This is a genomic window from Streptomyces sp. NPDC025793 (assembly GCF_055558375.1).
In genome coordinates this window covers 91,103-104,690 of record NZ_JBVHMR010000015.1, presented here as the reverse complement: position 1 = coordinate 104,690, position 13,588 = coordinate 91,103, and the positions used below count along the sequence as shown (strand labels likewise).

Genomic DNA, 13,588 nt, shown 5'->3' with positions numbered 1-13,588 from the left:
GCCTTGCCCTGGAGTAATCGGGCGCGCGTACGACACCGACTGAGAAGGGTGAATGCGACCATAAGCTCGTAGCTCCATTACTCCCTCCTCGTTACAAGTGACGTGATCCCAGCAGCTTGGGATCGCATTGCCAACGAGGAGGAAGTAATGATCAAGAAGGTCGTCGCTGCTGCGGCTGCCACCGGTGGGCTGGTTCTCGCGGGTGCGGGCCTGGCTGTCGCGGACTCCGGTGCTCAGGGTGCCGCCGTGCACTCCCCGGGTGTCGTCTCCGGCAACGTCGTTCAGGCGCCCATCCATGTCCCGGTGAACGTGTGCGGCAACACGATCAACGTGATCGGGCTCCTGAACCCCGCCTTCGGCAACACCTGCCTGAACAAGTGACGCAGGCTCCCTGAGGGGGCGTGCGCGACAAGCCGTCGGCCTCGGAGTGCGCCCCATGCGCTCCGGGGCCGACTGGCCTTTCCGTTCCGAAGTGAAGCGAAGGCAGGGGGGAATCAGCATGCGACAAAGCACGCGCAAAGGCCTGATGACGATGGCCGCCGCGACTGGGATGATCGCCGCCGCGAGCGGCTACGCCCACGCGGACTCCGGCGCCATGGGCGCCGCGGCCGGCTCGCCGGGCGTACTGTCCGGCAACACCGTGCAGGTGCCGGTGCACGCACCGGTGAACGTGTGCGGCAACACCGTGAACGTGGTCGGACTGCTCAACCCGGCCGCCGGCAACTCGTGCGCCAACCACGGCGGTGCGTCGGGGGGTCACGGCGGCTCGGGCGGCTCCGGTGGATCCGGGGGCTCGCACGCGGGCGGTCACACCGGCGGCTCGCCCGGCGTCGGCTCCGGCAACACCGTGCAGGTGCCGATCGACGCTCCGGTGAACGTCTGCGGAAACAGCGTGAACGTCATCGGCGTGGGCAACACCGCCACGGGCAACGACTGTGCCAACGGCGGCGGCGGTCACCAGACCCAGCCGCCGGGGGGTGGGAACGGCAACCCGCCGGGACACCCCGGCCATCCGGGACATCCGGGTCACCCTGGCCATCCGGGACACCCGGGACACCCCGGTCACCCCGGTAAGCCGACCCATCCGGGAGGTCCGACGACCCCGCCCGGTCAGGGGGGCCACACGCCCCACGGGCCCCAGGGGACGCAGCAGGCCCACAAGCCGCACGGGGCCTCCCAGGTCCGGACACAGGGCGACCGCGGCGAACAGCTCCCCACCACCGGTGAGCTGGCGCACACCGGCAGTGACGTGCCGCTCGGCCTCGCGCTGCCGGCCGGTGCGGGCGCGCTGCTCGCGGGCGCGGTGCTGTACCGCAAGGCACGCGCCTCCGCCTAGCGGCCGACGCGGCCCGGCAGCGGTCAACACCGGGTGAGGACAAGGGCGTACGGCACTGTGGGCCGTACGGCGCGGAAAACGGAGCGGGCCCTGCCATGCCGGCCGGGCCCGCTCCGTTCATGTGTCCGGCCTCACCACGTGGCGCGCACCTGGCGGATGATCCGCCGGCGCAACCGCACCCTGCGGCTGCCGTCGCGCATCAGGCTCAGTCGGTCCAACTCCCAGTGTCCGTACTCGGCATGGTCCGTCAGCAGACGCGTCGCCTCCTTGCGGGAGACCCCGCGAGGTACGTACACGTCGACAAATTCGTATTCCGGCATCGCATCTATTGTGCGGGCTGGGGCCCGGTACGGATAGCGTCTGCACTATGTCTGATGCTGCGCAGCCCACCGCTGCCGAGGTACGTGCCGCCGCCGAGGCGGTCAAGACCGCGCTCGACCGTCATCTGGCGGCGGTCGAACGCAGGTCGGGGGAGGACGACCCGGCCGTCTCCGAGGCGTTCAACCAGCTCGCCGCGGCCGCCGAGGTGTACGACGAGCTGCTCTACGACCGCTACGACGAGGTCACACCCTTCGAGATCCCCGGTGCGGAGGAGCTGCCGCCGTACGCGGGCCCCGAGGAACCCCACGCGATCAGCGTGCTGATCCGCCGCGACTACGCCGTCGCGGAACCCCAGCGGCTGCTCGCGCAGGCCCAGCGGGTCGAGGCGGCGGAGTACGACGAGTCGGGCGGCTCGGCCGACGGCGCCGCCGGCACGGTCCCCGGCGCGCTGGGCGTCCTCTTCGGCGAGTTCGAACCGGACGAGATCGCCTCCCGGCACAAGGAGTTCGGTCTGGAGGAGGGCGACTCCACGCTCTGGGTCACCGCGGCGGAGGAGCCCGCGGAACCCGGTGAGTGGCTGGAGACGCCGTTCGAGCACGTCGACCCGCTGGGTGTGGTGTGCCGGTTCGACGTGAGCGCGGTGTTCGACGACGAGGACGCCGACGACGAGGATCTCGAATTCGTCGAGGACGCGGACGAGGACACGGAAGCGGACGACGAGGTCGAGGGCGTCACGAGATGACGTCCGCCGGTGGTGCCGTGACGGCCTGAGGCCGCCGCGGCACCACCGCGATCCGCCGTCGCGGCCGATCCGCCGGCGCGGAGGTCAGCCGGCCGCCGTCGGCACCTGGGTGCGCAGCAGCGTCCGCAGGCGGGTCGTGCGGGGCTTGGCCAAGGTCTCCGCGACCGCCTTCGGCAGGGCCTGCTCCACCCCGTGGACCACGGACAGATGCCGCTCGGCCCGGCAGAACGCCGTGTACACCCACGGTCTGCTGAGCGTCTGCGCCGCGTCACCGGGCAGCACCACGACCGCCGCCGGCCAGCGGGCCCCGACCGCCTGATGCGCGGTCAGTGCCCAGCCGTGCCGTACGGCCCCCTCCACCCGCTCGCGCTGGACGACCACGGGGGCGCCCGCGCAGGACAGGTGCAGCCCGTCGGCGTCGGCCTTCACCACCACGCCCGGCACCGTACGACCCGGGGCGGGGGTGTAGGCGATCCGGTCGCCGGGGTCGAAGCCGCCGAAGCGGCCCGGGCCGGGGTTGAGGCGCTCCTTCAGGGCGGCGTTGAGCGCGCGGGTGCCGGCCGCGCCGCCGTGCCCCGGGGTGATCACCACGGTCTGGTCGGCCGGGATACCGATCGCCCGCGGCACCGAGTCCGCGACCAGCTGGACCGTGCGGTGCACGGCCTCGCCCGCGTCCCGCACCGGGACGATGACGATCTCCTTGCCGGGGGCGTCGACCTGATTCAGCTCGCCGATGCCGATGCCGGAGACCAGCTCGCCGATCGGGCCGGGGTCGGGCACGCGGGAGGCGACCTGCGGGCAGGCACGGGCGGCCAGCAGGTCCGCGAAGACCCGGCCCGGACCGGCCGACCACAGCACCGCCGGGTCGCCGCTGAGCACCAGCCGGGCCCCGTCCGGCAGGGACTCCACGAGCATCGCGGCGCTCTCCACGTCCAGCTGCGGGGCGTCGAGCACGATCAGCAGGTCCAGCTCCAGGGCGCCGTCCGCGCCCCGGCCCGGGCCCTCGGCACCGGACAGCAGCCCGGCCGCCGTACCCACGCCGCGTGTCGCCGCGTCCCCGCTGGTCCGGGGGCCCGGCACTGCGGCCAGGCGACGGCGGCCGTCGGCCGTGTGGCAGACGGCGAAGGCCCGCAGGCCGGCGGCGCGGGCGGCATCGAGCAGCGCGGCCGGTTCGGCGCGGGCCGCCTCCCCGCCGGTGTGCAGCACCAGGCCGTGCCCGGCGACCGCGCGGACCAGCTCGGCCGCGCCGCCGCGGGCCGCGTCGGCCGCCGCCCGCCAGGCCTCCTCGGTGTCCTTCGACAGGGAGTTGACGAGCCTCGCGAGGCCGTCGGCGAGGCTCTCCTCGGCCAGGGCGTAGCGCTCCAGACCGACGAGGACACGGACCGGCCGCTCCTCCTCCTCACCCTCGTCGTCACCCTCGTCCGCCCCCTGGGGGGCCGCGCCGGTGGTGTCCTCCAGGGCGTCCTGGAAGGCCAGCGCCTCGGCCTCGGCGAGTGTGCTCTGCACCGCCGCGTCCGGGTCGGGCACGCCCTGCCGGCCCAGCGCCGTGATGAGCGTGGGCAGCTCCAGCGCGGTGTGCCCGGCCAGCGCGGCCTGCTCCAGCAGCCAGACGGTCACCGCGCGGCCCCGCCGCTCGTCGTCGGGTCCGCAGGCGGCGCCGAGCAGGGCCCGGGCGAAGCCGTCGGCCTGCTCCGGCCGGACGCCGCCGACCCGCAGCAACTGCCAGGGGTCCTCGCGCAGCGCGGTGTCCGCGCCCTCGCCGAGCGCCGCCGCGACCTGGGGTGCCAGGGCCTCGGGGGCTCCGCCCTCGGTCAGCACGCGGCGGACGGCCTCGGCGGTCTCAGCGGCGGGAGCGCCCGGCGCGACGGACGGGGCCGGGGTCGGCTGCGGCCGGTGCACCGGCTCCGGGGCCAGACGGCGGGGGGACGGTGCGGGCTCGGCGAACACCGTCGCCGCGGGCTTCGCGCCGCCCTCCACGGCCCGGATCGCGGCGAGCAGGTCCGCCGCCGTGCCGCTGAGCTTGGCGCCGCTCTCGACCGGGGCCGTCTTCTCGGCCTTGCGGCGCGCGATCCGCTCCCGCTCGACCCGCTGCGCGGCCAACTCGGCCTCCGCCTCGGACACCTGGGCCCCGGCGCCCTCACCGCCGCCGGCCCCACCCGAGCCGCTCTCGCCTTCGGCGACGCCGGCGCTCGCACCGTCCTCGGTTTCGGTCTCGGCCCCGGCCTCGCTCGCGCCGTCGCTCCCGTCCTCACCCACGCCGCCCTGCGCACGGCTCTCCGCGGGCGCGGATTCGGCGCCCGGGGCCTCGGGGGTGTCCGGTGTCCCCGGCCCGGCTTTCTCCGTGGTCTCCGGCTCCGTGCTCACAGCGTGCTCCAGTCGTGATCGGGATAGCGGTGCAGGGGCGCCGACACATCGTCCAGCGCCCGGCAGATCTCGTCAGGAAGACTAAGCGCCTCCACTGACAATGCCGCCGTGAGCTGCTGCGCGTTGCGCGCGCCGACGATCGGGGCGGCCACGCCGGGCCGGTCCCGGACCCAGGCCAGGGCCACCTGGAGCGGGGTGACGGCGAGGCCGTCGGCGGCCGTCGTCACCGCGTCCACGATGTGCCTCGCCGTGTCGTCGAGGTACGGCTCTACGAACGGCGCCAGATGCTCGGAGGCGCCGCGCGAGTCCGGGGGAGTGGTCTGCCGGTACTTTCCGGTCAGCACGCCCCGGCCGAGCGGGGAGGAGGGCAGCAGGCCGACGCCGAGGTCGAGCGCGGCGGGCAGCACCTCGCGCTCGACGCCTCGCTGGAGCAGCGAGTACTCCATCTGCGTGCTGGCCAGGCGGGTCCGGGTGCCCGGCGCCGCGAGCTGCCAGGTGGCGGCCTTGGCGAGCTGCCAGCCGCAGAAGTTGGAGACGCCGGCGTAGCGGGCACGGCCGCTGCTCACCGCTATGTCGAGGGCCTGGAGCGTCTCCTCCAGGGGGGTGCCGGGGTCGTAGGCGTGCACGTGCCACAGGTCGACGTAGTCCGTGCCGAGGCGGGCCAGGGAGGCGTCGAGGGCGGCGAGCAGATGACCGCGGGAGCCGTCGAAGCGGCGGTCTGGATCGGGGACGCTGCCCGCCTTCGTGGAGATCACCAGGTCCCGGCGCGGCACCAGACCCTCCATCAGCTGGCCGAGCAGATACTCCGACTCCCCGTCGCCGTACACGTCCGCGGTGTCGACGAGTGTGCCGCCGGCTTCCCAGAACGTCTTCAGCAAGTCCGCGGCGTCGTGCTGGTCGGTGTCCCGGCCCCAGGTGAGGGTGCCGAGTCCGATCCGGGACACGCGCAGGCCGGTTCGGCCGAGATGCCTCTGCTCCATGACCGCGAGATTACTGGCCAGAACCCATGCGGTGGGTGGCCTGTGGATAACTCGGCGGACGGGTGCCGGACATACCCCGGGACCGGTGATCCCGGCCCCTGTCCCGGCCACGCCCTGCCTCGGACCCCCACCCCCGCGCTAAGGTCGCCCCCACAGGGACGTTACTCACGGGTAAGGGGAATGGGCCATGCAACTCGGGATCAATCTCGGCTACTGGGGCGCCGGAATGGACGGGGACAATCTGGCCGTGGCCCAGGAGGCCGACCGGCTGGGGTACGCCGTGTGCTGGGCCGCCGAGGCGTACGGGTCCGACGCGGCCACGGTGCTCAGCTGGGTCGCCGCGCAGACCGAGCGCATCGACGTCGGCTCGGCCATCTTCCAGATCCCGGCCCGGCAGCCCGCGATGACCGCGATGACCGCCGCGACGCTCGACTCGCTCTCCGGCGGGCGGTTCCGGCTCGGCCTCGGCGTCTCCGGTCCGCAGGTCTCCGAGGGCTGGTACGGCGTCACGTTCGACAAGCCGCTGACACGCACGCGTGAGTACGTCGAGATCGTGCGCAAGGCGATGACCCGGGAGCGGCTGACGTACGAGGGCGCGCACTGGACGCTGCCCCTGCCCGGCGGCCCCGGCAAGCCGATCAGGCTGACCGTGCACCCGCAGCGCGAGCACATCCCGCTGTACATCGCCGCGATCGGCCCGAAGAACCTGGAGCAGACCGGCGAGATCGCCGACGGCGCCCTGCTGATCTTCCCCTCCGCCGAGCACCTGGAGGAGACCACGATCACGCATCTGCGCGCGGGGCGCGAGAAGGCCGGCAAGACCCTTGAGGGGTTCGACGTCTGTCCCACCTTGCCGCTGGCCGTGGGCGACGACAAGGACGTGACCCGGCTCGCCGACACCTTCCGGCCCTACACCGCGCTGTACGTGGGCGGCATGGGCAGCGCCAAGCAGAACTTCTACAACCAGCTCGCGCGGCGCATGGGATACGAGAAGGAGGCCGCCGACATCCAGGAGAAGTACCTGTCCGGGGACAAGGCCGGTGCCGCGGCCGCCGTGCCGCACGACCTCATCGACAGGACCACGCTGTTGGGCTCCGTCGACCGGATCGCGGACCGGATGAAGGCCTACGCCGCCGCCGGGGTCACCACCCTCAGCCTCGCCCCGGCCGGCTTCACGCTGGACGAGCGGCTCGCCTCCCTGCGGGCCGGCAGCGAGGCGCTGGAGCGCGCCGGGCTCGCCTGACGGCCTCGGCCGAAGGGGTTCAGTAAAGGTTTCTGCGGCCGTGGTGGGGGCTCGGGGGTCTTCCCCGCCACGGCCGTCACCCGGAACAACGCGCCGGGCGCCGCGCGGTTACGACCCCGGCGTTCCTTCTTCCGGCCGAGTCGCCGGGCATCCGTGTTGCGGCTCCTCTCCACCCGCATTTGACTCGTTCTCTGCGGAATGTCGCGGATGATGCGAAATCATGCATCTTGCGGAGAGGGGACCTCGATGCTTTCGGCCAGGAGTCTGTTCCAGGAGATCCTCGACCACGACGAGTCCTTCCGGCTCTTCTGCTCCATCGCCGCCGGCGGGGAGTGCCAGGGCGGCTGGGAGAACGGGCGGATCGCCGCGCTCGTGCCGGACAGCGAACGCGCGCTCGCTCCGAAGATCGCCCGCCACGGCGCCGACGAGGACAAGCACGGCCGCATCTTCCACGCCCTGATGAGGAAGCGCGGGCTCACCCCCGTCGCCGTACCGCCCGAGACCGACTACACGATGCTCCTGGAGCGGCGCGGCATCGGCCTCGCGCACGACAGACTCCGGCGCGAGGCGCCGCTGTCCGTACGGGACATCGTCGTCTACCTCGCCCACAGCCGTGTCACCGAGCAGCGCGCCGCCGAGCAGATGACGATGCTCCGCCGGTACTTCGCCGACGACCCGGACGTCGGCAAGGCCGTACGCATGATCTCCACCGACGAGGACAACCACCTCGCCTACACCCATGAGGAACTGCTGCGCCTCGCCGCCGCCGGACACGGCCGGCTGATCCAGCGGACCCTGCGCGCGTACGCGCTCGCCGAGATCGCCGTCCACCGGGACGTCAGCCTCGCCGTGATGGCCCACATGGGGCGCATCCTCGGCTGGCCCCGGGCCACGTCCGCGCTGCTCGCCGCCGGCATCCACGCGCTGTACGGCTACGAACGCCTCGCCGGCTGGCACCGGATGGCCGCCCTGCGCATGCCCGAGCGCCGCGACGCCCTCGGCGGGCCCACCGCCCCGGCCCACGAGTTCGCCTGAGCCGAACCGGCCCCTTAAAGCCAGTCGCGGTGCCTCCTCCAGCCCGGCCATCAGCGGGATCACCGCCGGGTAGGACCACAGCCAGCGCAGCTCCGGCATGTGGTCGAAGTTCATGCCGCAGATCCCGGCGATCATCGTGGGCACCGCGGCCATGGCCGCCCACGCGGAGATCTTCCGCATGTCGTCGTTCTGCCGGACGCTCATCTGCGCCAGATGCGCCGAGAGGATGTCGGGCACCAGCCGGTCCCGCGCCTCCACGGACTCGTTCACCGGCAGCAGATGGTCGCCCACGTCCCGGAAGAAGGGCCGCGCCTATGTCGTGCACGAAAGGCTCCGCCGCGCCGTACGGGTCGCTCACAGGCAGCGGACTCGTCGAGCGCGGCGGAACGACGGCAATGCCGACCTGCCGCTCGAAGGTCTGGAGCTCTCTCCGGTGAGCCGGGAGACTCCCTGTGTCGCAGACGGCGTCTCCACGATGCCGTGTTCGTAACGCACCGCGGCTCCTTCATGGCGGACGGTCACCGCGAAGGAGTCGCCGACAAAGACCGTGATCCCGCCCGTCGTGACGGTGTCGCCCTCGGGCTCGTAGACGACCGGTTTCAGCACCATGAACAGCGAGTCGGCGTACACGTCCAGCTTCGGCCGCTGATGCGCCTTGAGGGCGTCCTCGACCGCCAGAGGATGCAGCCCGAACTCCTCGGTGACCTGGCCGAACTCGCGCTCCGACGGCTCGTACAGCCCGATCCGCACGAAACCGCCCGCCGCCCGCGCCTCCGCCGGCGCCTCGGACAGGTCCTCCGGGCCCTCGGCGCGGAGCCCGTGCCGGTAGACGGCGCGGTCCACGATCACGGAGCGCGTTCTCCCCTCGCCCGCCCAGCGGCGCACGCGCTGGTACGCCTACCCTGGGCCGCATGCCCACCCTGATCCTCGTAAGGCACGGACGGTCCACCGCCAACACCTCCGGTCTGCTCGCCGGGTGGACGCCCGGCGTCGCCCTGGACGAGCGGGGCGCCGCGCAGGCCGCCGCGCTGCCGGCCCGGCTCGCGGGCCTGCCGATCTCGGAGGTCGTCGCCAGCCCGCTGCAGCGCTGCCAGGAGACCGTGCGCCCGCTGCTGGAGGCCCGCCCGGGACTGCGCGTCCACACCGACGAGCGGATCGGGGAGTGCCACTACGGCGACTGGTCCGGCCGCAAGCTCGCCGAGCTGAAGGACGAGCCGCTGATGGAGGTCGTCCAGGCCCACCCGTCGGCCGCCGCCTTCCCGGGCGGCGAGTCCCTGCGCGCCATGCAGACCCGCGCCGCCGAGGCCGTACGCGAGTGGAACGCGCGCGTGGAGCGCGAGCACGGCGCCGACGCCGTCTACCTCATGTGCTCGCACGGCGACATCATCAAGTCCCTGGTCGCCGACGCCCTCGGGCTCCATCTCGACCTCTTCCAGCGGATCTCCGTGGAGCCCTGTTCCGTCACCGCGATCCGCTTCACCCGGCTGCGGCCGTTCCTGATCCGGCTCGGCGACACCGGGGACTTCGCCTCCCTCGCCCCGCGCGAACAACCGGGCGCCGAACCGGACGAGGGCACCGGTGAGGGCGACGCACCGGTCGGGGGTGGTGCGGGCGCACCGTGATCGTCGGCCGCAGTAGGGTGAAGCGATCCACCGCACTCGGATCCACCGCAGTCGCGTACCCGCGTGGCCAGCACCGCTGAAGCTCTCGAACCCAATGGAGATCAGGACGTGTCCCGTCAGGTGTTCCTCTACGACCCGCCGGACCGCTTCGTCGCCGGCACGGTCGGACTGCCCGGGCGCCGTACGTTCTTCCTCCAGGCCGTCGCAGGTTCCCGGGTGACCAGCGTGGCGCTGGAGAAGACGCAGGTGGCCGCGCTCGCCGAGCGCATGGACGAACTGCTCGACGAGGTCGTACGGCGCAGCGGCGGCAGCGCGGCCGTCCCCGCCATGGCGCCCACCGAGATCGCCGACACCGCCCCGCTGGAGACCCCCGTCGACGAGGAGTTCCGCGTCGGCACCATGGCGCTGGCGTGGGACGGCGAGGAACAGCGCATGATCGTCGAGGCGCAGGCCCTCGTGGAGCTGGACGCCGACACCGACGAGGACCTCGCCGAGGCCGAGGAGCGACTGCTCCAGGACGAGGAGAACGGGCCCCCGATGCTGCGGGTCCGGCTGACCGGCGCGCAGGCCAGGGCCTTCGCCAAGCGCGCCCTCGACGTCGTCAACGCCGGGCGGCCGCCGTGCCCGCTGTGCAGCCTCCCGCTCGATCCGGAAGGACATGTATGTCCGCGCCAGAACGGATACCGCCGCGGAGCGTGACGTCCGTCGACACGTCCGCCGACGCGGCCGCCGCCGAACTGCTCGCGCGCGGTGAGCTGACCGTACGCGGTCGCATCCGCGAGGCGTCGAACGCCGCGCTGTTCTGCACGGTCGCGTACGACGGCCGGGAAGCCTCCTGCATCTACAAGCCCGTGGCCGGGGAGCGCCCGCTGTGGGACTTCCCCGACGGCACCCTGGCCGGCCGCGAGGTGGCCGCCTACGCGGTCTCCGAGGCCACCGGCTGGGGCCTCGTCCCGCCGACCGTGCTGCGCGAGGGGCCCTACGGCGAGGGCATGTGCCAGCTGTGGATCGACGTCCAGGCCGAGGCGGAGCTGCTCGCCCTGGTGGACGCCGAGGAGCCGGAGCCGGGCTGGAAGGCGATCGGCCTCGCCGAGGTCGGCGAGGGCCGCACCGCGCTGCTCGTGCACGCCGACGACGAGCGGCTGCGCAGGCTCGCCGTCCTCGACGCCGTGATCAACAACGCCGACCGCAAGGGCGGCCATCTGCTGCCCACCACCGAGGGCAGGCTCTACGGCATCGACCACGGCGTCACCTTCAACGTCGAGAACAAGCTCCGCACCCTGCTGTGGGGCTGGGCCGGGGAGCCGCTGACCGCCGAGGCCGTCGAGGTCCTGGGCGGCCTGCGCGAGGGCCTGGGCGGACCGCTCGGCGAGCGGCTCGCCGGACTGATCACCCCGGCCGAGATCGACGCCACACGCGCGCGTACCGAGGAACTGCTCTCCTCGGGCGTGCATCCGGAACCGGGCGGTGAGTGGCCGGCGATCCCGTGGCCGCCCGTGTGAGCACAACGGCGGCAGATGTACAAGACCGTCTAACGGGCCATCCGGCCCGATCCCGTTCGTATACGCAGCTCCTGGCCGGTTAGGCTCATGTACATGCATGCCTGGCCCGCTTCCGAGGTCCCCGCCCTGCCTGGTCAGGGCCGCGACCTGAGGATCCACGACACCGCGACCGGCGGTCTGGTCACCCTCGACCCCGGTCCCGTCGCCCGTATCTACGTCTGCGGCATCACTCCGTACGACGCGACCCACATGGGTCACGCGGCGACCTACAACGCGTTCGACCTCGTTCAGCGCGTGTGGCTCGACACCAAGCGGCAGGTCCACTACGTCCAGAACGTCACCGACGTCGACGATCCGCTGCTGGAGCGCGCGGTGCGGGACAACGTCGACTGGGTCGCCCTCGCCGAGCAGCAGACGGCCCTCTTCCGTGAGGACATGACCGCCCTGCGGCTGCTCCCGCCCCGGCACTACATAGGCGCCGTCGAGGCGATACCCGGCATCGTCCCGCTCGTGGAGCGGCTGCGCGACCTCGGCGCGGCCTACGACCTGGACGGCGACATCTACTTCTCCGTCGAGTCCGACCCGAACTTCGGCAAGGTCTCGAACCTCGACGCGGCCGCGATGCGGCTGCTGTCCGCCGAGCGCGGCGGCGACCCGGAGCGCCCGGGCAAGAAGAACCCGCTCGACCCGATGCTGTGGATGGCGGCCCGCGAGGGCGAGCCCAGCTGGGACGGCGGGACGCTCGGCCGGGGCCGACCCGGCTGGCACATCGAGTGCGTGGCCATCGCCCTCGACCACCTCGGGATGGGCTTCGACGTCCAGGGAGGCGGCTCCGACCTGGCCTTCCCGCACCACGAGATGGGCGCCTCGCACGCCCAGGTACTCACCGGCGAGTTCCCGATGGCCAAGGCGTACGTCCACGCCGGCATGGTCGCCCTGCACGGCGAGAAGATGTCGAAGTCCAAGGGCAACCTGGTCTTCGTCTCGGCGCTGCGCCGCGACGGCGTCGACCCGGCCGCGATCCGGCTCGCCCTGCTGGCCCACCACTACCGCGCCGACTGGGAGTGGACCGACCAGGTCCTGGCGGACGCCGTGGCCCGCCTCGGCCGCTGGCGCGCCGCCGTCTCCCGCCCCGACGGCCCCTCCGCCGACGCCCTGGTCGAGGAGATCCGCGAGGCTCTGGCCCACGATCTGGACGCACCGGCCGCGCTCGCCGCGGTGGACCGCTGGGCGGAGCGCCAGGAGCAGCAGGGCGGCACCGACACGGGTGCCCCCGGCCTGGTGACCCGGGCGGTGGACGCCCTGCTGGGCGTGGCGGTCTAGCCCGGCCACTCCGGCACACGCGGAAGGGGCGGTACGCGCACGCGTACCGCCCCTTCCGTCACTGCCGGGTCAGTCCTCGGAGTCCTCGTCGTCGTCCGGGCCGCCGGAGGCGTCGGGCCGCGGCGGCAGGGGCGGCCGGGTCCGCCCGCTCGGGTTGTCGCGCAGCCACGGGCCGGTGTCCGTGCCGTCCGCCGTCGCGTGGCCGCCCGGCGGGCCCACGTCCCGGCGCCGCAGGTACCGCTCGAACTCGCGGGCGATGGCCTCGCCCGACGCCTCCGGCAGCTCGGCGGTGTCCCGAGCCTCCTCCAGTGTCTGCACGTACTCGGCGACCTCGCTGTCCTCCGCGGCCAACTGGTCCACGCCCACCTGCCAGGCGCGCGCGTCCTCGGGCAGCTCGCCCTGCGGGATGCGCAGGTCCAGCAGGTCCTCCAGCCGGTTGAGCAGCGCCAGTGTCGCCTTCGGGTTGGGCGGCTGGGAGACGTAGTGCGGTACGGCCGCCCACAGCGACACCGCCGGGACGCCCGCGTGCGTGCACGCCTCCTGGAGCACGCCGACGATGCCCGTCGGGCCCTCGTACTTGGTCTCCTCCAGGTCCATCCGCTGGGCCAGGTCCGGGTCGGACGTGACCCCGCTGACCGGCACCGGACGCGTGTGCGGGGTGTCACCGAGCAGGGCGCCCAGGACGACCACCAGCTCCACGCCCAGCTCGTGCGCGAAGCCCAGCAGCTCGTTGCAGAACGAGCGCCAGCGCATGGACGGTTCGATGCCGCGCACCAGCACGAGATCGCGTGGCTTCTCGCCGCCGACGCGGACCACCGACAGCCTGGTCGTCGGCCATGTGATCTTGCGCACCCCGCCGTCCATGAAGACCGTGGGGCGGTTCACCTGGAAGTCGTAGTAGTCCTCGGCGTCCAGCGCCGCGAACACCTCGCCCTTGAACTCGCGTTCCAGATGCGCGACCGCCGTGGAGGCGGCGTCACCGGCATCGTTCCAGCCCTCGAACGCGGCCACCATGACTGGGTCGATCAGCTCGGGAACCCCCTCCAGCTCGATCACCCAGTGCCTCCTTCCGACGTGCCCTCGCCTGACTCACCAACCTTACGGCGTCCGGCGGGGGCTC

Annotated in this window: 13 protein-coding genes and 1 pseudogene; 9 read left to right on the top strand and 5 right to left on the bottom strand. The window is 73.0% G+C overall.

Annotated elements, in window-relative coordinates:
* Window positions 1-147 precede the first annotated feature (147 nt).
* Both chpH and ACZ4MF_RS26825 read left to right on the top strand, forming a co-directional pair.
* Window positions 148-381, top strand: coding sequence for a chaplin ChpH (chpH, locus tag ACZ4MF_RS26830; RefSeq protein WP_071375800.1), 234 nt, complete (start codon window positions 148-150; stop codon window positions 379-381).
* A 118-nt stretch (window positions 382-499) separates the two neighbouring features.
* The gene (locus ACZ4MF_RS26825) at window positions 500-1,336 is read left to right on the top strand and encodes a chaplin (protein ID WP_467494466.1); all 837 of its coding nucleotides are present in this window, start codon (window positions 500-502) and stop codon (window positions 1,334-1,336) included.
* 131 nt (window positions 1,337-1,467) lie between these two features.
* Here the strand turns inward: ACZ4MF_RS26825 and ACZ4MF_RS26820 are convergent, their stop codons facing one another.
* Complete coding sequence (locus ACZ4MF_RS26820) at window positions 1,468-1,656, bottom strand: DUF5703 family protein (protein ID WP_046732800.1); 189 nt, start codon at window positions 1,654-1,656, stop codon at window positions 1,468-1,470.
* Between the two features lie 47 nt (window positions 1,657-1,703).
* Here ACZ4MF_RS26820 and ACZ4MF_RS26815 point away from each other — a divergent pair, with 47 nt between their 5' ends.
* Window positions 1,704-2,399, top strand: coding sequence for a hypothetical protein (locus tag ACZ4MF_RS26815; protein WP_467494465.1), 696 nt, complete (start codon window positions 1,704-1,706; stop codon window positions 2,397-2,399).
* Between the two features lie 84 nt (window positions 2,400-2,483).
* On the opposite strand, the gene ACZ4MF_RS26810 is transcribed toward ACZ4MF_RS26815, so the two are convergent.
* Entirely contained in the window at window positions 2,484-4,763 is a 2,280-nt protein-coding gene (locus tag ACZ4MF_RS26810; RefSeq protein ID WP_467494464.1) for a helix-hairpin-helix domain-containing protein, read from the bottom strand.
* A complete protein-coding gene (locus ACZ4MF_RS26805) occupies window positions 4,760-5,743 on the bottom strand; it encodes an aldo/keto reductase (protein WP_356022413.1) in 984 nt (327 codons plus the stop codon). The genes ACZ4MF_RS26810 and ACZ4MF_RS26805 overlap by 4 nt, the downstream gene beginning before the upstream one ends.
* Before the next feature lie 187 nt (window positions 5,744-5,930).
* On the opposite strand from ACZ4MF_RS26805, the gene ACZ4MF_RS26800 reads away from it, so the two are divergent.
* Both ACZ4MF_RS26800 and ACZ4MF_RS26795 read left to right on the top strand, forming a co-directional pair.
* Window positions 5,931-6,986: an LLM class F420-dependent oxidoreductase gene (locus ACZ4MF_RS26800; RefSeq protein WP_467494463.1), complete on the top strand. Its 1,056-nt coding sequence runs from the start codon at window positions 5,931-5,933 to the stop codon at window positions 6,984-6,986.
* A gap of 246 nt (window positions 6,987-7,232) precedes the next feature.
* Entirely contained in the window at window positions 7,233-8,021 is a 789-nt protein-coding gene (locus tag ACZ4MF_RS26795; protein WP_467494462.1) for a ferritin-like domain-containing protein, read from the top strand.
* A 36-nt stretch (window positions 8,022-8,057) separates the two neighbouring features.
* Here the strand turns inward: ACZ4MF_RS26795 and ACZ4MF_RS26790 are convergent.
* Window positions 8,058-8,870: pseudogene (locus ACZ4MF_RS26790) on the bottom strand (magnesium and cobalt transport protein CorA); the annotation flags it as partial.
* Between the two features lie 62 nt (window positions 8,871-8,932).
* Here ACZ4MF_RS26790 and ACZ4MF_RS26785 point away from each other — a divergent pair.
* The 4 genes from ACZ4MF_RS26785 to mshC all read left to right on the top strand — a co-directional run bounded on the left by ACZ4MF_RS26785 (window position 8,933) and on the right by mshC (window position 12,468).
* Window positions 8,933-9,643 carry a histidine phosphatase family protein gene (locus tag ACZ4MF_RS26785; protein WP_467494461.1) on the top strand — a complete coding sequence of 237 codons (711 nt, stop codon included), beginning with the start codon at window positions 8,933-8,935 and terminating at the stop codon, window positions 9,641-9,643.
* Window positions 9,644-9,751: 108 nt separating this feature from the next.
* Window positions 9,752-10,342 (top strand): DUF3090 domain-containing protein, encoded by a 591-nt coding sequence (locus ACZ4MF_RS26780; RefSeq protein WP_356022403.1) that lies wholly within the window; start codon window positions 9,752-9,754, stop codon window positions 10,340-10,342.
* Entirely contained in the window at window positions 10,306-11,145 is an 840-nt protein-coding gene (locus ACZ4MF_RS26775) for an SCO1664 family protein (protein WP_467494460.1), read from the top strand. The genes ACZ4MF_RS26780 and ACZ4MF_RS26775 overlap by 37 nt, the downstream gene beginning before the upstream one ends.
* A 93-nt stretch (window positions 11,146-11,238) precedes the next feature.
* The gene (gene mshC, locus ACZ4MF_RS26770; protein ID WP_467494459.1) at window positions 11,239-12,468 is read left to right on the top strand and encodes a cysteine--1-D-myo-inosityl 2-amino-2-deoxy-alpha-D-glucopyranoside ligase; all 1,230 of its coding nucleotides are present in this window, start codon (window positions 11,239-11,241) and stop codon (window positions 12,466-12,468) included.
* 69 nt (window positions 12,469-12,537) lie between these two features.
* On the opposite strand, the gene ACZ4MF_RS26765 is transcribed toward mshC, so the two are convergent.
* Window positions 12,538-13,524, bottom strand: a complete 987-nt coding sequence (locus ACZ4MF_RS26765; RefSeq protein WP_467494458.1) for a PAC2 family protein — start codon at window positions 13,522-13,524, stop codon at window positions 12,538-12,540.
* Window positions 13,525-13,588: the final 64 nt, after the last annotated feature.